We start from the raw sequence: 18285 nt of genomic DNA, 5'->3' as shown, positions 1-18285 counted from the left end.
CTTCCCACGGCAACCCAACCCGTCGATCCTGCCGAGTCGTCCGACGGCGCCGCCTCGTCCGGTCGTGAGGGGCCCTCGGCGGGGGGCGCCTCGGCAGGGAGAGCGGGCGACGCGGGGCCGACCGCCGCGGTTGCGTCCGGGGGGGAGGCCGTTCACGCTGCCCGCGTTCGCCCCCGTGTTCTTCGATGAGTCAGGTCCCCGCCGATGTCCGTACTTGTGGTGTTGTTCGGGTCCGCGGCGGGCCTGGGGCTGGCATACCTGGCGCTGGGGCGGTGGCTGAGCGGGGTGTTCGGCGTGGACGCGAACGCCGTGGTGCCCAGCATCGCGAAAGAAGACGGCCGCGACTTCGTGCCGACCCGCCGCTGGGTCGTGTTCGCGCACCACTTCACCAGCATCGCCGGCACCGGGCCGATCGTGGGGCCGGCGGTGGCGGTGTTTTGGGGCTGGCTGCCGGCGCTGATCTGGGTGCTGGTGGGCAGCGTGCTGGTCGGGGCGGTGCACGACTTCGGCAGCCTGGTGGTCAGCCTGAAGAACGGCGGGGCCACGGTCGGCGAGGCGGCCGGCCGGCTGATTTCCCCCCGGGCGCGGTGGCTGTTCCTGTCGGTGCTCTGGCTGGCGCTGACCGTCGTCCTGGGCGTGTTCGGGCTGGTGATCGCCAGCGTGTTCAACCTGTACCCCGAAAGCGTGCTGCCAGTGTGGGCGGCGATGCCGCTGGCGATCCTGCTGGGCCGGGCCCTGAAGTCCGGGGCGAACCTGACCGTGCCGGTGGTCGGCGGGCTGGCGGTCCTGCTGGGCTGCGTCTGGCTGGGGGCCACCTCCCTGCCGATCGATCTGGCGGAGATCCTGCCGGCGGTCGGGCTATCCTCCTGGAGCCCGGTGGTCGTGTGGACCGTATTGCTGCTGGCCTACTGCTACGCGGCGAGCGTGCTGCCGGTGGGGCTGTTGCTCCAACCGCGCGACCTGCTCAACAGCGGCCTGCTGTTCCTGACGATGGCCGCGCTGGTCGTCGGGGCGGCGGTGGCGGGGGCGACCGGCGACGCCAGCCTGGACAGCGCCCCGATGATCGTCGCCGCGGACGCCCGCCCGTTCGACGCCCCCGCGATCCTGCCGTTCCTGTTCGTCACCGTCGCCTGCGGAGCGTGCAGCGGGTTCCACTGCCTGGTCGCCAGCGGGACGAGCAGCAAGCAGGTGAAAAGCGAACTGGACGCCCGCCCGGTCGGCTACGGGGCGATGCTGTCCGAGGCGTTCCTGGCGGTGCTGGTCATTCTGGCCTGCACCGCGGGGCTGGGAATGGCCGCGACCGGGCCGACGGGCGAGGCGTTCGCCTCCGGCCGGGCGGCGTGGGAAAGCACCTACGTGCCCGGCGGGAGCTGGGCGAGCTTCCGCCTGCCGCAGATGATCGGGGCGTTCGTCGCCGGCGGGGCGAACTTTTTGCAGGAGGTCGGCATCCCGGCGTGGTTCGGCGTGGGGCTGATCGCCACCACCGTGGCCGGTTTCGCGGCGACGACGCTGGACAGCGCCACCCGACTGCAACGCTACGTCGTGCAGGAACTCGCCGGCGGGCTGGCGGAGAAGGCGCCGGCGTTCCACGTCCTCACCGGCCGTCATCCGGCGACGCTGGTCGCGGTGCTGGCCGGCGGGGCGATCGCCCTGATCCGGGCGCCGGGCCTGGGCTACGGCACCGGCGGTCTGATCCTGTGGCCGCTGTTCGGGGCGACGAACCAGTTGCTCGCCGGGCTGGCGTTCCTGGTGATCGCCTTTTACCTGCACCGCCGCCGCGCCCCGGTGCTGTGGCTCGTGCCCGCGGCGCTGCTGATGATCGCGGTCCCGGCCTGGGCGATGGCCGTGCAGGTGTTCGCCCCGGAGACCGGCTGGATCGCCCGGGAGAACTGGCTGCTCAGCGCGATGGGCTGCGCCGTGTTGCTGCTGGAAAGCTGGGTGTTGGTGGAAGCCGTGCGGATGTGGCCCCGCGTCACCCGGGCCGACGTCGCCCCCACCGCGACCCCGGCCTGAGCGACCCCGGCCTGAGCGACCCCGGCCTGAGCGACCCCGGCCTGAGCGGCGGCGGCGAAGCGGGAACCGCGGCGGTCCCACGCGCGCGGAGGAGGGTTCGGAACGATTTTGCACCGGGTTGCAAAAATTCCTTCAAGTCCCTCTTGGGGCTTCGGCCGCGAAGGACTACACCCCGCCCCGCACGGCGACGTCACTCTCCCCCAGGGTTCGACGCGGCCGGTCGCCCCGACCGCCGCCCGAACCGCCCGTCGCCCGCTTTCCCTCGGCACAACCCATTTCCGTTTCTCACCGGACTTCGTCGGTTCCCCCCCACCTTTGGGGAGCGGGGCGGCGGCGGCCGGACCACGCAAGGACTGCCCCCATGGCCCGGTTCACGACCCTCGCCCGCTGCCTGAAGCCCTCCACCCTGAAGCGCCTGGCCCCGGCCGTCGTCGGCGCCGGCGTGATCGCCCTGTCCACGGGGTGCTGCTGCTCGCACGGCGCCGGCTACGGCAGCTTCTACGGCGCCCCGGCCTACGGCGGCGGCTGCGAGACCGGTCAGTGCGGCGGCGGCTACGGCGCCCCGGTCTACCCGCAGGGCGCCATGGCCGCCCCGATGGGCCCCACCGCCGCCGCCCCGGTCTACTACCAGACCGCCGCCGCCCCGCAGGCGTACTACGTCGCCCCGACGCAGACCGCCGCCGCCCCGGCCAACTGCGTGCCGACCTACTGAGTCGGCCGCGGCCGGGGGACGTTAGCCGCTCTCTGTCAGAGAGCGGCTAACGAGGTCGCCCCTCGAATCCAGCGGGCGTAGGATGCGGACTCGTGTTCGCCCCCTCGCCCCCCGCCTGATGTCCGAGACGACCGCTCCCGGCGCCATCGCCCCCGACACGGTTTCCGTCTCGTCCGGCGCGGACGCCCTGAAGATCGTGCCGCACCCGCACCCCGCGTTGCGGCGGAAGGCGGCGCCCGTCACCGAGATCAACGCCGCCCTGCGGCGCCACGTGGCGGAAATGTTCGAATTGATGTACGCTCACGAGGGCGTCGGACTGGCGGCCACCCAGGTCGCCCGACCGTGGCGGCTGTTCGTCGCCAATCCCACCGGCGAAGCGGAGGAAAAGGACCAGGAACTGGTCTTCATCAACCCCGAGATCGTCCGCCGCACCGGCAGCGAGACCGCCGAGGAAGGCTGCCTGAGTCTGCCCCAACTCTTCGGCGACGTCCGTCGCGCGAAGTCGATCACCGTGGAGGCGTTCGACCTCAACGGCGAATTGTTCGCCCTCGATCTGGAGGATCTGCCCGCCCGGGTGGTCCTGCACGAGTTCGACCATTTGGACGGGGTGATGTTCCCCGACCGCATGACCGCCGCCGAAAAGGCCAAGGCCGCCCCCAAGCTGGCGGACTTCGAACACGCCTGGACCAAGGGCCAGAAGGCCGGCGAGATCCCCTCGGACCGGGACCTGCTCAAAGAGTTCGAAGCGTTCAAGCTGTAGGCGGCTGCGCGTGAGCCCGGAGCGCAAGCTCCGGCCGTCGGCGCCGCCGGCGGAGCCCCTCCGAAACGACTCCGCACTTCCGGAGCTTGCGCTCCGGGCCCACCCTGTCGACCCCATGCGCGTTCTCTTTCTCGGCACCGGCGCCTTCGGCGAGCCCGCGTTGCGGGCGATCGCCAAGTCGCGGCACAAGCTCGTCGGCCTCGTCACCCAGCCGGACCGCGGGGGGAAGGGGAAGCACACCTCCGTCCCGCCGATGAAGGCCGCCGCGGAAAAGCTGAACCTCCCGGTGTTCCAGCCGCCGCGGGTCAACGTCGCCGACAGCCTCGAGCGGTTGCGGTCGTTCGAGGCGGACGTGTTCGTCGTCGCCGCCTACGGGCAGATTCTCAGCGAAAAGCTGCTGGCGATCCCGCCGAAGGGGGCGTTCAACCTGCACGCCTCGCTGCTGCCGAAGTTCCGCGGCGCCGCCCCGATCCACGCCGCAATTCGGGCGGGGGAAGAGGAGACGGGGGTCACCGTCTTCCAGATCGTCCGCGAACTGGACGCCGGCCCGATCCTGGGGGCGGAGGCGACCGCGATCGGCCGGTTCGAGACCGCCGGGGAACTGCACGATCGGCTCGCCCGGCTCGCCGCCCCGCTCACGATCGAAGTGCTGGACGCGCTGGAGGCCGGGACCGCGGTGCCGGTGCGACAGGATCACGACCTCGCCACCTACGCCCCGCAGATGGAGAAGTCGGAGGGCCGCATCGACTGGACCCGCTCCGCCGGCGCCGTCAGCCGGCACGTTCGCGGGATGAGCCCGTGGCCGGGGGCGTTCTCGATTTTCGAACCCGGCGGGTTGCAGGCGAAGGGCGGCAAGCCGGCCCGGTGCGTCTTTGAGGCGGTCGACGCCGTACCCGGCGACGGCAGCCGCCCCGGCGAGGCGGCCGACCGCGGCGGCGATCTGGTGGTCGCCTGCGGCTCCGGCGCCGTGCGGGTGCGGTCGATCAAGCCGGCGGGGAAACGCTCGATGAGCGGCGCCGAGTTCCTCCGGGGCCGCGGCGCCGGCCGGTTCGTCAGTTAGCCGCTGAGCTCTCAGTTCGCCGCTCGCTTGAAGAGAGCGGCGAACTCCCAGCTCAGCTTGGCCGTCCCGCGCCGCCCCACTACACTGCGCGACCGGCCGCCCCGCCCCCGTCGCCGTTCCGGGCGCGGGGTCTGTCGGTTCCGGTTTGCGCTCCCGTCCCCGCTGCGAAACGACTCCGATGGCCTCCGGCTCACTCGCCACGCCCGAAGCCCGCGCCAACAACGCGCCGCATTCCCGCAACGGGCAGGGCGGCCCCGGCGCCGAGATCCCGCAGAGCCTGGACGACGCCGAACTGCGGGACTGGTTCGAGTCGCTGGAAGACGTGCTGCACCGCCACGGCTCCGCCGAGGCGACCCGGTTGCTCCGCCGGTTGGACGACTACGCCCGGCAGCAGGGCGTCGAACTGCCGTTCGACCCGACCACCCCCTACATCAATTCGATCCCCCCGGAGCGCCAGCCGGACTACCCCGGCGACGAAGAGATCGAACGCAAGATCCGCAGCCTGATCCGCTGGAACGCCGCGGCGATGGTCGTGCGGGCCAACAAGGGCGACAAGGGCGTCGGCGGGCACATCTCCACCTACGCGTCCAGTTGCACGCTGTACGAGGTGGGCTTCAACCACTTCTTCCACGCCCGGACCGAGGACCACCCCGGCGACTTCATCTACTTCCAGGGCCACGCCGCCCCGGGGATGTACTCCCGCGCCTTCCTGGAAGGCCGGTTCGACGAGTCGCACCTCGATAACTTCCGCCAGGAACTGCCCCGCGGCACCGGCCTGTCCAGCTACCCGCACCCGTGGCTGATGCCGGACTTCTGGCAGTTCCCCACGGTCTCGATGGGCCTGGGGCCGATCACCAGCCTCTACCACGCCCGGTTCCTGCGGTACCTGAAGAACCGCGGCCTGCTGCAAAACGACAGGAGCACCGTCTGGGCGTTCCTCGGCGACGGGGAAATGGACGAGCCGGAATCGCTCGGCGCCCTCACGCTGCCGGTCCGCGAGGGGCTGGACAACGTCGTCTGGGTCGTGAACTGCAACCTGCAGCGCCTCGACGGCCCGGTCCGCGGCAACGGCAAGATCGTGCAGGAGTTGGAGGGCATCTTCCGCGGCGCCGGCTGGAACGTCGTGAAGTGCCTGTGGGGCACCGGCTGGGACGAGCTGATCGCCAAGGACAAGACCGGCAAGCTGAAGGCCAAGCTGGAGGGCACCGTCGACGGCGAGTTCCAACGCCTCTCCGTCGCCCCCGGCGCCGTCGTCCGCGAGGAGTTCTTCGGTCCCGACCCGGACCTGAAGGCCCTCGTCGCGGACATGACGGACGAGGAGATCGAACGACTCCGCCGCGGCGGCCACGACCCGAAAAAGGTCTACGCCGCCTATAAGACCGCCACGGAGCGGAACGGCCGGCCGACCGTCGTGCTGGCCCAGACCATCAAGGGCTACGGCCTGGGCGAGGCCGGCGAGGGCAAGATGGTCGCCCACAACGCCAAGAAGATGAACGCGGAGCAGCTCAAGGCGTTCCGCGACCGCTTCCACGTGCCCGTCAGCGACAAGGAGTGCGAGGAGGCCCCGTTCTACAAGCCGCCCGCCGACTCCCCGGAGATGGAGTACCTCACCGCCCGCCGCAAGGAACTGGGCGGCTCCATGCCCCGCCGGCTCGCGGAGCACGAAAAGCTCGACGTCCCGGCGCTGGAGAAGTTCAAACGCTTCTTCGACGGCACCGGCGGCAAGGGCGTCAGCACGACCTTCGTGCTCGGCCAGTTGATGCAGGTCCTGCTCAAGGACAAGGGCGTCCGCGAGCGGGTCGTGCCCATCATCCCCGACGAGGCCCGCACCTTCGGCTTCGAGGGGCTGTTCTCGCAGGTCGGGATTTATTCGCCCAAGGGCCAGCTCTACGAGCCGGTCGACCGCGAATTTACGATGTATTATAAGGAGGCCAAGAACGGCCAGCTGCTCGAAGAGGGCATCAACGAAGCCGGCGCCATGAGCAGCTTCGTCGCCGCGGGCACCGCGTACGCCAACGTCGGCGTGCCGATGATCCCGTTCTACGTCTACTACAGCATGTTCGGCTTCCAGCGGGTCGGCGACCTGATCTGGCTGGCCGGCGACAGCCGCGCCAAGGGCTTCCTGTGCGGCGGCACCAGCGGCCGGACGAGCCTCAACGGCGAAGGTCTCCAGCACCAGGATGGCCACTCCCCGCTGATCGCCACCACGGTCCCCAACCTGCGGGCCTACGACCCGGCGTATAACTACGAACTGGCGATTATCGTCCAGGACGGCCTCCGCCGGATGTACGCCGACGGCGAGGACTGCTTCTATTACCTGTCCGTCTATAACGACGACGGCTACAGCCACCCCGCCATGCCGGAGGGCTGCGAGGAGGGCGTGCTGAAGGGGCTCTACAAGCTGAAGAGCGTCGACGGCAAAAACGGCCGCGTGCAGCTGTTCGGCAGCGGACCGATCCTGCCGTACGTGTTGCAGGCTCAGGAAATTCTGTCCGAGCAATACGGCGTCGGCAGCGACGTCTGGAGCGTGACCAGCTACAGCGAACTGGCCCGCGAGGCCCGCGCCGTCTCCCGCCATAACCGCCTGCACCCGGCCGACGAGCCGAAGCAGAGCTACCTCGAACAGGTCCTCCCGACCGACGGCGGCCCGTTCGTCGCCAGCAGCGACAACGTGCGGCTCGTGCAGGATCAGATCCGCGAGTGGGTGCCCGGCCGCTACGTGGCCCTCGGCACCGACGGCTTCGGCCGCAGCGAGACCCGCCCGGCCCTGCGTCGGCACTTCGAGGTCGACGCCGAGTCCGTCGCCTACGCCGCCCTGTCCGCCCTCGCCGCCGACGGCGACTTCGACGCCAAAAAGCTGCCCGGCGTGCTCAAGGACCTCGGCATCGACCCGGACAAGGTCGACCCGATGGGCGCCTGACGCCCCCCGTTCCTCCTCCAAGTTTATCCTTCAACGCGGAGGCCCCGCGGGGCCTCCGCTTTACGTTCCCGACCAGCTCTCCCGTCCCCCATGGCGACCGCATTCAACCTGCCCGAAGTCTCCGAAGGGGTCGAGGCCGCGGACATTTCCGAGATCCTCGTCGCCGTCGGCGACAAGGTCGAGAAAGGTCAGATGGTGATGGAGGTGGAGACGGAAAAGGCCGTCGCCCCCGTCGAGATCCCCTTCGCCGGCACGATCACGGAGATCCTCGTCGGCGAGGGCGACACCGTGAAGATCGGCGCCCCGCTGCTGAACGTCGAACAGGGCGAGGGCGCCGCCGCCCCGGCCGCAGACGACCAGCCCGCCGCCCCGGCTGAGAAAGCGCCGGCCGCGGCGTCCGCCCCGGCGAAGTCCGCCCCCGCGGAGGCGTCCTCGAAATCCGTCTCCACCGCCCCGAGCGGCGACCGTCCGCCGGCCCCCGCCGCCCCCAGCGTGCGGCGGCTGGCTCGGGAGTTGGGCGTGAACCTGTACGACGTCTCCGGCAGCGCCCGCGGCGGGCGCATCCTCGCCGAGGACGTGAAGGCCCACGCCGCGGGCGGCGCCAAGGCCGGCGGCGGGGCGAACCGCCTGATCCCCGCGGACCGCGGCGGCGTCGACTCCGCCCTGATTCCCGCCTCCGGCGCCGGCGCGATGGCCGCCCCGGACCTGCCGGACTTCAGCCAGTACGGCGTCATCCGGCGGGAGCGGATGAACAAGATCGCCAAGACCTCGGCGTCGCACCTCTCCTACGCCTGGCAGACGATCCCGCACGTCACCCAGCACGACGAAGCGGACATCACCGCCCTCGAAGCCGCCCGTAAGGCCTATGGCGCCGGCGCCGGCAAGAACGGCCCGAAGGTCACGATGACGGCGATCCTCGCCAAGGCCGTCGCCGGGGTGTTGAAGGAGCACCCGATCTTCAATTCCTCGCTGGACCTCGGCAGCGGGGAAATCATCTTCAAAGAATACGTCAACATCGGCATCGCCGTGGACACCGAGGCCGGCCTCGTCGTCCCGGTGATCCGCGACGTGGATCAGAAAACGATCCTGGACATCGCCGCCGAACTGACGGAGATCGCCGGCCGGGCCCGGGACCGCAAATTGGGCCTGGAGGAGATGCGCGGCGGCACCTTCACGATCAGCAACCTCGGCGGCATCGGCGGCGGGCACTTCACCCCGATCGTCAACCACCCGGAGGTCGCCATCCTCGGCGTCAGCCGCGGGAAAAAGGTCGTCGAGTTGGACGACAGCGGCAAGCCGGTCCAGAAGCTGATGGTCCCGCTCTCCCTGAGCTACGACCACCGCGTCATCAACGGCGCCGACGGCGCCCGCTTCATCCGCAGCCTGAACGTCGCTCTCAGCGACTTCATGTCCCTGCTGGTCAGCGCCTGAGGGCAATCGGGAGCGGAACGACCGGCGCATCCGGACCGCGGTCGCCGTGCGACCGTCCGTCCGGTTGGGGACGCGGGCGGGGGGCCGTAGAATCGGCGTTCACCCCGCCTGATTCCGCTCGACCGACCCTGACCCGATGGCCCGCGATTTTGTCCTCCCCGAAGTCTCCGAGGGCGTCACCGAGGCCGACGTGTCTGAAGTCCTCGTCGCCGAAGGGGATACGGTCGAGGAAAATCAGGTCGTCGTCGAGGTGGAGACGGAGAAGGCCGTCGCCCCGGTCGAGATTCCCTTCGCCGGCACCGTGACCAAGCTGCACGTCGCCCCCGGCGACACGGTGAAGATCGGCGCTCCGCTGCTGACCGTCGAGCCCTCCGGTGAGGGCGGTGATGCCACGCCGGACGCCGCCGCGGCCCCGCAGAAGGCCGAGCAGCCCACCGCCGCCAACACCCCCGCGGAGGCCGCGGCTCCCGGCGACGCGGACAAAGCCCGCACCGGCGACTACGACACCGCGGCCGATTCGTTCGACGGCGTGCGGCCCGAGGGGTCCCCCACCCCGATGAGCGACCTGCCCGAGGGCGCCTACGACGTGGTCGTGCTCGGCGGCGGCCCCGGCGGCTACCCCGCCGCCTTCGAGGCCGCCGACCGCGGCATGAAGGTCGCCCTGATCGACGAAAACCCGAAGCCCGGCGGCGTCTGCCTGCGGGTCGGCTGCATCCCCTCCAAGACCCTCCTGCACGTCGCCAAACTGCTGCACGAGGCCGAGGAGGCCGAGCAGTGGGGGATCCATTTCGAAAAACCGACGATCGACCTCGCCAAGCTGCGGGACTTCAAGGGCGGCGTCGTCAAGCAGCTCACCGGCGGCGTGGCCCAGTTGGGCAAGGGCCGCGGCGTGGAGATGATCGAGGGCCGCGGCACCCTGACCGGCTCGAACAGCCTGACGGTGAAGGGGCCGGACGGCGAGGAGCGGGAACTGCACTTCGGCCGCTGCATCGTCGCGGTCGGATCGACCCCCGCGGTGCCGAAGATTTTCGACATCGGCGACCAACGTGTGATGGACAGCACCGGCGCCCTCGAATTGAAGGACGTGCCGGAGAAACTGCTGGTCGTCGGCGGCGGCTATATCGGCTTGGAGATGGGCAGCGTTTACGCGGCCCTCGGCTCGAAGGTCACGGTCGTCGAAATGACCGACGGCCTGCTGCCCGGCGCCGACCGCGACCTCGTCAAACCGCTGCAAACGCGAATCGAAAAGAGCTTCGACCGCGTCCTGCTGAACACGAAGGTGGAGTCGTTGAAGGCGACCGACGCCGGCATCGAGGCCGCCCTCTCCAACGCCGACGGCGAGACGACGGAGACCTTCGACCGCGTGCTCATCGCTATCGGCCGCCGCCCCAACGGCAAGACCTGCGGCGTGGAGACCACCAAGGCCGAGGTGAACGACCGCGGCTTCGTCGTCGTCAATCGCCGCATGGAGACCGCCGACCCGAACATCCTCGCGATCGGCGACGTGGCCGGCGAACCGATGCTCGCCCACAAGGCGACCCGCGAGGCGAAGATCGCCGTCGAAACGATCGCCGGCGAGGACGCCGAGTTTGATAACCGCGGCATCCCCGCCGTCGTCTTCACCGACCCCGAACTCGCCTGGGTCGGCCTGACCGAGACCGAGGCGAAGCGGGACGGGATCGACGTGACCGTCGCCCGCTTCCCCTGGGGCGCCAGCGGCCGGGCCCAGACGATCGACCGCACCGACGGCCTGACGAAGCTCGTCTGCGATCCCGAAACCGGCCGGGTGCTGGGCGTGGGCATCGTCGGCACGAACGCCGGCGAACTGATCGCCGAGGGCACCCTCGCCGTGGAGATGGGCGCCGTCGCCGCGGACCTCGCCGAGACGATCCACGCCCACCCGACGCTCTCCGAAACCCTGATGGAGGGCGGCGAAGCGGTGTTCGGCCAGGCGACCCACTACTTCAAAAAGAAGCGGTGACGCACTTTTCAGCGCCGGAGTTAGAAGCGTCCACGCGGGTCGAGATTTACGGCCGTTCCCACGGGTGGTCGCTGAGCCCGATTGAGGGCGCCCCGGCGCTGCCTCGCTCAGTCTGCGTTCAGCTGCGAATCCAACCTGACGGGATCAAGAGAGGGCAAGGCTGTATCCTCCAGATGATTCCCGAAGGCTTTTTCGCAGCCGATTCCTATCATCTCACTTATGATGACGCTATGAGTTCCGCCGAGGAGCAGTTCGGCGTCCGCCGGAACGATTGGCGTCCGGCCGCCGCCGGGCCGGATATCGACTAGACTACCCCGATGGCCGAGCCCCCCGCGACCGTCGACGACTGGACCCGCGTGGACGCGGGAACGTTCCACGACTTCCACCAGACGTGGATCCCGCAGTTAAAGCTCGCCCTCAACGGGGGCCTGCTGCCGCCGGGCTACTACGGGCACGTGGAGCGGTCGTTCGGAACCGTGTCCGCGGCGGAGCACGAGGCGGACCTGCTGACGCTCGAGGAGGGCGCGGCGGTCTTCGGCGGCGAGGGCGAACGGGACGGGGGGACGGCCGTGCTCGACGCTCCCCCGCGGGTCGCCGAAGTGACGGACCTCGCGCACGTGTCCGAGTCGGAGTATTACGCCGCTCGGGCCAGCCGGCTGGCGATCCGGCGGGAGGTCGACCACCGGGTCGTGGCGTTGTTGGAACTTGCCTCGCCAGGAAATAAAGATCGACCGGCGTCCGTGGAACGCTTCGTCTCCAAGTTGACGGAGGCGATGGAAGACGGGGTGCACGTCGTGCTGATCGACCTGCTCCCCGGCGGCCGGTCCGATCCCGCGGGCCTGCACGGTGCGGTGTTGGAGGCGCTGGGCCGCGACTACGAAGCGCCCGCCGGCAAGCCGCTGTGTGCGGCGGGCTATCAGGTCGGACCGCGCTGGCGGTCCTACGCGGAGCCGCTGGCGGTCGGCGATCCGCTGCCGACGGTGCCGCTGTTCCTCACGCCCGACCGCTACGTGCCGGTCCCGCTCGGTCCGTCGTACGGCATCGCGCGGGGCGGCATCGGGCACTTTTGGGAAGAGGTGTTGGACGGCGTCCGCGACGCTCCGGGGCGTGGGTAGTTCATGTCGCTGTTCGCCGCCGCCGAAGCCGCCCGTGCGGAAGCCGCCCAGCCGCTCGCCGCCCGGATGCGGCCGCGTACGTTGGACGAGTTCGCCGGGCAATCGCACCTGCTGGGCGAGGGGAAACTGCTGCGGCGGATGCTCGCGGCAGACCGCGTCGGCAGCGTGATCCTGTTCGGTCCGCCGGGCGCCGGCAAAACGACGCTCGCTAAACTGATCGCCAAGCATTCCAAAGCCCACTTCGAGAGCCTCAACGCCGCGGCGATCGGGGTGAAGGAGGTGCGGGCGGTCCTGAGTTCCGCTGCCGATCGCCTCTCCGCGGTGGGCGCCCGCACGGTGCTGTTTCTGGACGAGATTCACCGGTTCAGCCGCTCCCAGCAGGACGTCTTGCTGCCGGACGTGGAGGCCGGCCGGGTGACGTTGGTGGGGGCGACGACGGCGAATCCGTATTTCGCCCTCGTCGGGCCGCTGCTGAGCCGGTCGACGATCTTCGAACTCAAACCGCTGTCGAACGAGGAGATCGTCGGCGTCCTGCAGCGGGCCCTCGCCGATCAGGAGCGCGGCCTGGGCGACGCCGGGGTGACGGTCGAACCGGCGGCGCTGCGGTTTCTGGCGGAGATCTGCGAGGGCGACGCCCGCCGGGCCCTGACGGGGTTGGAGGTCGCCGTCCGCAGCGTTGAGAAGGGTTCGACCGTCACGCTCGCCGACGCCGAGGAGAGCGTGCAACGCAAAAGCCTGCACCACGACGCCGCGGGGGACGAGCATTACGACGTCATCTCCGCATTCATTAAAAGCATGCGGGGCTCCGACCCGGACGCGACGATTTACTGGCTCGCCCGAATGCTCGACGCCGGGGAGGACCCGCGGTTTCTCGCCCGCCGCATCGTGATCTGCGCCGCCGAGGACGTGGGCAACGCCGACCCGCAGGCGTTGATTTTGGCCCAAAGCGCCGCGTCGGCGCTGGAGTTCGTCGGCATGCCGGAGGGCCGCATTCCGCTGGCGCAGGCGGCGGTGTACGTCGCCACGGCGCCCAAGTCGAACGCCTCCTATAAAGCGATCGACGCGGCGCTGGAGGAGGTCCGTACGAAGCGCGTGCTGCCGGTGCCGCCCTATCTCAAAGATCCTCGCAGCGGCGGCAGTCGGCAGGCGCCGGCGAAGGGGGAGTATCGTTATCCCCACAATTATCCCGGCGGGCGGGTCGAGCAGGACTATCTGCCGGAGCCGCGGTCCTTTTACGAGCCGACCGGCCGCGGAGCGGATCGCCGCGATCGGTGAGAGGCCGTTCGGGCGGCGACCCCGGCGGCGGTGCGGTAAACTGTTCGGCGTTCGCCCCGAGCCAAAGCCCCCCCCCCGATGAGCGCCGCCCCCCGCCGCGTCCTGCTGGCCACCGACCACTCCGACGAGTCCCGGGCCGCCGGAAAAACGCTGGCCGCCCTGCCGTTCCCGGCGCCGCCGGAGGTCACGCTGCTGCACGCGATGACGGTGCCCACCGTCTCCACCGGCAGCGGTCCGACGCCGATTCCCGACGCCGCGATCGAACGGATGCAGGCCTCCGCTCAAACCGCCCAGGCGGCGGAGGTCGGACCGTTGGAGGCCGCGGGGCTGACGGTGTCGCCCGTAATCCAGCGGGGCAAGCCGGCCGAGGTAATCGTCGCGGCGGCCGAGGAAGGGAACGCGGACCTCGTCGTGCTGGGGGCGGTGGGGCAGTCGGCGTTGGAGCGGTTGCTGTTGGGCTCGGTCTCCGACCGCGTCGCCGGCGCCACGGGCAGCTCCTGCCTGGTGGTGCGGCCGACGGGCTGGCCGGAGGAGGGCCGCCCGCCGCGATTGATGATCGCCGTCGACGAGACCCCCGCGTCGGCCCGGGCGGCGGAGACGCTGGCCGCCCTGAAGTGGCCGGCGGGCACGAGCGTGGCGCTGGTCTCCGTGATGCAGACCTTCGACACGTTCGTTCCGGACTTCACCAACACCCTGCCGACGCTGTGGGACGAGCTGCGGACGACCTCCGAACGTCGGCTGTCCGAGGCCGCCGCCCCCTTCGAGGCCGCGGGGCTGACGGTGACGACCGACCTGCAAACCGCCGCCCACGTCGGCGAGGAACTCTGCCGCCGGGCGCGGAAGCACCAGGCCGACTTCGTGGCGGTCGGCGACCACGGCGGCAGCGCCGCGATGAAGTTCCTGTTGGGCAGCGTCTCCCGCTACGTGCTGCGGCACAGCCCCAGCTCCGTCTGGATCTGCCGCGGCGGCGCCGACTGACGCCCCAGCGCTCTCCGCGCTGGCGGTCCGCCGCCCGCTGAGAGGTCGCCCCGTTGCCCCCGCTGCGCGGTTCGAGGAGTCGACGCGACGACAGCCCTCCCGCCGCGATGCACGACGCCCGCGGCGGGCTTCGTCGGGAATTCCTCGATCGCCCCGGGGCGGGGTCGACGTCGATGTGGGGGTCTAATCGATGCTCGGGTCGGCTTGCGGGACACCGTTCCTCTCGACCGGGGGGCCGAACTCGCCGCGTTGGACGGCGTCCCAGTCCATCGTGATCCGGCCGAAGGCCAAGAGGGCCACGAACAGCACGATGCCGGCGATTCCCAGCGCCAGCCCGCCGACGGCCAGGCCGTGGCCGGTGCCTTTGCCCTGCTTGATCTGCCCCGACGCGACGTAGCCGCAGATTATCGCGGCGATGTCGAGCGGGAGGCCGATCGGAAAACAGCAGTACGACAGGAGCAGCCCGACGCCGCCGAGTAAGGCGGCTTCCATCGCCAAGGTGTTCGTGGCGGCGCTCCCAGCGGGGCGCGGGCCGGCGGACGGGGGTGGATCGGGATCGGCGATCAGGCGGGCAATTCTGGAACGCTGGGGGCGCTGGGTCGCGTGCACGGTAGCCGGCGGGTTTCGCCGTGCAATCGAATCGATCACGATCGCCAAGTTCGCCCCGCCCCCTGCCCGCGGCCGTGCATGTCTTCCCCTTCGATGCGGCAGCGGATGCTCGCCGGGGAGCCGTATCGGGCGGACGACCCGGAATTGGTCGCCCTCCGCCGACGGGCGACGCGGTTGTGCGCCGCTCACGCCGCGGCCGCGCCGGAGGACGACGCCGGACGGACGGCGATCCTGGCGGAGTTGTTCGGCTCGCTCGGCCCGGGGGCGGAGGTGACGGCGCCGTTCCGCTGCGATTACGGGGCTCACGTCACGGCCGGGGAGCGGTTCTACGCGAACTTCGGCTGCGTGATCCTGGACGTCGCCCCGGTGAGGATCGGCGACCGCGTGCTGCTGGGGCCGAACGTGCAGATCTACACGGCGACGCACCCGCTGGACGCCGCCGAACGCGCTACGGGGTGGGAGTCCGGGGCGCCGGTGACGATCGGCGACGACGTGTGGATCGGCGGCGGGGCGATCGTCCTCCCGGGGGTGACGATCGGCGATGGCGCCGTGATCGGGGCCGGCAGCGTGGTGACGAAGGACCTGCCCGCCGGCGTGATCGCGGCCGGCAACCCCTGCCGCGTGCTCAAGCCGGCGCCCGGCGGGCCGGACGCCGCGGGGTGGGCGAACGGCGACGGCCGCTAAACTGCCTGTCACTCGCCCGTTTCGTCCCCCGTCTTTGCGCGTCATGTTTTTCAGAGCCCACTCCCTGCTGTTCGCCGCCGTCGCGCTCGCCGGCATCCTGCCAGGCTCGGCGCCCGCCCAGGAGGCCGCCCCCGCGGGCGACGCCGCCCCGGCGACCTACACAAACCCGATTATTCCCGCCATCGGCCCCGCCGACCCGGACGTGATTAAATACGAGGGTACGTATTACCTCTACCCGACCGACGACGGCCGCGGGTACGACGTCTATACCTCCGACGACCTGGTGCACTGGGAGAAAGGACCGAAGGTGTTCGAGCCGGAGCGGGGGCGGCGGTTGTGGGCCCCGGACGTATTCCGCGACCCGACGGACGGCAAGTTCTATCTTTATTACACCTGGGACTTCACCGTGGGCGTCGCCGTCGGCGACGGCCCCCTTGGCCCGTTCGAGAAGAAGGCCGACCTGTTCGAGGGGGCGATCGACGCGGAGATGTTCCGCGACGACGACGGCCGGATCTATCTCTATTACGTGAAAACCTCCCCCGGCAACGTCGGCCCGTTCCGCATCCGGGTGCAGCCGATGAAGTCGCCCGTCGAAAAGGAGGGGGACTCGATTCCGCTCATTGAACCGACCGAGCCCTGGGAGACCGTCAGCGGGGAGATCACCGAGGGCCCCGTCATGCTCAAGCACGACGGAACGTATTATCTTATTTACTCCGGCACCGGCGCGGCCTCCCTGAATTACGCGGTCGGCTACGCGACCTCCGACAACCCGACCGGGCCGTTTAAAAAGTACGAGGGGAACCCGATTATTTCTCGCGGCGGGGGCGTGTACGGCCCGGGGCACGGCTCGGTCGTGCGGGACGCCGCCGGGGCGCTGTGGCACGTGTATCACCAGCAGAAAGACGGGACGCGGGATTGGAACCGGTTCCTCGCACTCGACCCGCTGTGGTTCGACGAGCAGGGCGTGCTGCACGGCCGGGCGACCCGCGGCACGCCGCAGCCGGCCCCGGCGACGAACGCTGCGGAGTAGCCCCGGGCGACGTTCGTACGAGCCGATGCGTCCGTGCGGCGCGGCGGCTAAGTTCGTCATCTCACCGCCCCCGCCCGGATCGCGACGATGACCGCCCCGCTGCTCCTCTCCGCCCTGCTGCTGCCGGTCGCCCCGACCGTCGAACGCCCCACGATGCCGCGGTCCGACGCGTCGATCGTCGCCGTCGGCACGGTGCGCGACGTCTTCACCTCCGGCGCCGGCACGCAGCACGTCAAACGGGTCACGCTGCTGGAAGTCGAGGAGGTGGAGCGGGGCCGGGAACTCGTCCCCGGGCGGTTCCTCTATCTCTCCACCTTCGAGAACCGCATGGGCCCGGTCCCGACGGTCGGCGCCGGCGGGCACGCGGGTTATAAACCGGCCGGTTTCCGCCTGCGGGTGTGGGTCGTCGGCGAGGACGGTCGTAACGAGGGCCTCTATCCGGAGTGGTACGAGGTTTTGCCGACCGCCGAGGGCCGATGAGCGCCGCGGCCGATCCTCCGCCCGCCGCGGCCCCGCGGTACCGGGTGGGGGTGATGACGATGGAGGTGGAGGGCGACCGGCCGGACGCCTTCGCGGCGCTGGTGCAGTCGGCGGTCGATCGGTTCGACACGGCGATCCAATCCGACGGGGGGAGCGCGGGGGCGACGGGGGTCTCCGTGGAGTTGCTCGCCTTCCGCGGGCCGCACCTGACGCCGACGGAGGGGGCGTATCGGCCGCTGGACTTTCTGCGGGTCGGGATGACGGAGAAGCTGGAGCGCCGCGTGCACTTCCTGCTGGTCGTCACGGAGGTGGACCTCGCCTCCACGGCGTTCACCTCGACCGTGGCGCTGCCCAGCCGGCTGACGAACGTGGCCGTCGTTTCCACAAAGCGGCTGGACCCTGCATATCGGGGCGGGGAACCAGACCCCGACGCCGCCGCGACCGCCCTGACCGCGTTGCTGCGGCACTGCTTCGGCCATCTGCTCAACCTGCCGCATCACCCCGACCCGGGCAACGTGATGTACGATTTCGGGGCGGTGGACGAACTCGCTGCGATGAGCAGCCTCACCGAACCCCAGCGGGCCCGTCTGCGACGGAACCTGCCGCGGGAGGCCCGGGAGCGCACCACCGCGGACCGGGCCGGGCGCCTCGCGCGGTGGGCCTTCGCCCTGCGGACGACGGCCGCGAACGCCGGGGGGATCGTCGCGGCGGCGGTGCGGGCGAATCCGCTCCGGCTGCTCGGCCGGCTGCCGACGCTCGTCACCACCGCCCTGAGCGTCCTGCTGGTGCTGTTCTTCAGCCCGGAGCCGTGGGACGTCGGCAGCACGGTCGAGCTGTACCAGTTGGCCCTGTTCAGCGCGGTGGCGGTTCTCGGGGCGACGGCGGCGCTGTACCGAGCGTTTGCGTTCGGCGCGATGCGGAGCCGGGAGCGGGCGCTCTCGGAAAGCGCCGTCGTGACCGCCGCGGCCACGCTGCTGAGCCTGGGGGCGACGATGGCGCTGCTGTTCGCGCTGCTGACCGGGCTGGTCTGGCTGGGGTCCTCGACCGTGTTCCCCCGCAAATTGATGGAAACGTGGCCCACGGTCGATCCCGCGGTGCGGACGGCGGACCACCTCAAACTGAGCCTGTTCGTCGCCGCGATCGCCACGCTGGCCGGGTCGCTCGGCGGACGGGCCGACAGCCGCGACCTCGTCCGCGGCGTGCTGTTCGTGGACGAGGAGGCGTGAGCGGCCCTCGG

The 18285-nt window shown here is 70.6% G+C and carries 15 protein-coding genes; 14 read left to right on the top strand and 1 reads right to left on the bottom strand.

Annotation, left to right across the window (positions count from 1 at the left end; all coding sequences use genetic code 11):
* Positions 1 to 204 precede the first annotated feature (204 nt).
* The 10 genes from ACG2DA_RS06065 to ACG2DA_RS06020 all read left to right on the top strand — a co-directional run bounded on the left by ACG2DA_RS06065 (position 205) and on the right by ACG2DA_RS06020 (position 14245).
* Positions 205 to 2013 (top strand): carbon starvation protein A, encoded by a 1809-nt coding sequence (locus tag ACG2DA_RS06065; RefSeq protein ID WP_395254585.1) that lies wholly within the window; start codon positions 205 to 207, stop codon positions 2011 to 2013.
* Between the two features lie 361 nt (positions 2014 to 2374).
* Positions 2375 to 2725 (top strand): hypothetical protein, encoded by a 351-nt coding sequence (locus tag ACG2DA_RS06060; RefSeq protein WP_395254584.1) that lies wholly within the window; start codon positions 2375 to 2377, stop codon positions 2723 to 2725.
* 118 nt (positions 2726 to 2843) lie between these two features.
* Positions 2844 to 3485 (top strand): peptide deformylase, encoded by a 642-nt coding sequence (def, locus tag ACG2DA_RS06055; protein WP_395254583.1) that lies wholly within the window; start codon positions 2844 to 2846, stop codon positions 3483 to 3485.
* Positions 3486 to 3600: 115 nt separating this feature from the next.
* Complete coding sequence (gene fmt / locus ACG2DA_RS06050; RefSeq protein ID WP_395254582.1) at positions 3601 to 4545, top strand: methionyl-tRNA formyltransferase; 945 nt, start codon at positions 3601 to 3603, stop codon at positions 4543 to 4545.
* Positions 4546 to 4723: 178 nt separating this feature from the next.
* Positions 4724 to 7465 carry a pyruvate dehydrogenase (acetyl-transferring), homodimeric type gene (gene aceE / locus ACG2DA_RS06045; protein ID WP_395254581.1) on the top strand — a complete coding sequence of 914 codons (2742 nt, stop codon included), beginning with the start codon at positions 4724 to 4726 and terminating at the stop codon, positions 7463 to 7465.
* 90 nt (positions 7466 to 7555) lie between these two features.
* Positions 7556 to 8896, top strand: a complete 1341-nt coding sequence (locus ACG2DA_RS06040; protein ID WP_395254580.1) for a 2-oxo acid dehydrogenase subunit E2 — start codon at positions 7556 to 7558, stop codon at positions 8894 to 8896.
* Between the two features lie 136 nt (positions 8897 to 9032).
* Positions 9033 to 10877 carry a dihydrolipoyl dehydrogenase gene (lpdA, locus tag ACG2DA_RS06035; protein ID WP_395254579.1) on the top strand — a complete coding sequence of 615 codons (1845 nt, stop codon included), beginning with the start codon at positions 9033 to 9035 and terminating at the stop codon, positions 10875 to 10877.
* Positions 10878 to 11194: 317 nt separating this feature from the next.
* Entirely contained in the window at positions 11195 to 11992 is a 798-nt protein-coding gene (locus ACG2DA_RS06030) for a DUF4058 family protein (RefSeq protein WP_395254578.1), read from the top strand.
* A gap of 3 nt (positions 11993 to 11995) precedes the next feature.
* The gene (locus ACG2DA_RS06025) at positions 11996 to 13267 is read left to right on the top strand and encodes a replication-associated recombination protein A (protein ID WP_395254577.1); all 1272 of its coding nucleotides are present in this window, start codon (positions 11996 to 11998) and stop codon (positions 13265 to 13267) included.
* Between the two features lie 78 nt (positions 13268 to 13345).
* A complete protein-coding gene (locus ACG2DA_RS06020) occupies positions 13346 to 14245 on the top strand; it encodes a universal stress protein (RefSeq protein WP_395254576.1) in 900 nt (299 codons plus the stop codon).
* 183 nt (positions 14246 to 14428) lie between these two features.
* Here the strand turns inward: ACG2DA_RS06020 and ACG2DA_RS06015 are convergent, their stop codons facing one another.
* On the bottom strand, positions 14429 to 14737 hold the full coding sequence (locus ACG2DA_RS06015; protein ID WP_395254575.1) for a DUF4190 domain-containing protein: 309 nt from the start codon (positions 14735 to 14737) through the stop codon (positions 14429 to 14431).
* A 195-nt stretch (positions 14738 to 14932) separates the two neighbouring features.
* Here ACG2DA_RS06015 and ACG2DA_RS06010 point away from each other — a divergent pair, with 195 nt between their 5' ends.
* The 4 genes from ACG2DA_RS06010 (at position 14933) to ACG2DA_RS05995 (ending at position 18274) form a co-directional block, all read left to right on the top strand.
* The gene (locus ACG2DA_RS06010; protein ID WP_395254574.1) at positions 14933 to 15538 is read left to right on the top strand and encodes a sugar O-acetyltransferase; all 606 of its coding nucleotides are present in this window, start codon (positions 14933 to 14935) and stop codon (positions 15536 to 15538) included.
* Positions 15539 to 15581: 43 nt separating this feature from the next.
* Complete coding sequence (locus ACG2DA_RS06005) at positions 15582 to 16568, top strand: glycoside hydrolase family 43 protein (RefSeq protein ID WP_395254573.1); 987 nt, start codon at positions 15582 to 15584, stop codon at positions 16566 to 16568.
* Positions 16569 to 16655: 87 nt separating this feature from the next.
* Complete coding sequence (locus ACG2DA_RS06000; protein WP_395254572.1) at positions 16656 to 17048, top strand: hypothetical protein; 393 nt, start codon at positions 16656 to 16658, stop codon at positions 17046 to 17048.
* On the top strand, positions 17045 to 18274 hold the full coding sequence (locus ACG2DA_RS05995; protein WP_395254571.1) for a hypothetical protein: 1230 nt from the start codon (positions 17045 to 17047) through the stop codon (positions 18272 to 18274). The genes ACG2DA_RS06000 and ACG2DA_RS05995 overlap by 4 nt, the downstream gene beginning before the upstream one ends.
* Positions 18275 to 18285 lie beyond the last annotated feature (11 nt).

It is taken from the genome of Alienimonas sp. DA493 (genome assembly GCF_043951915.1).
GTDB lineage: Bacteria > Planctomycetota > Planctomycetia > Planctomycetales > Planctomycetaceae > Alienimonas.
Note: the sequence above shows the minus strand (reverse complement) of the source record. Positions and strands in the feature narration are given on the sequence as shown.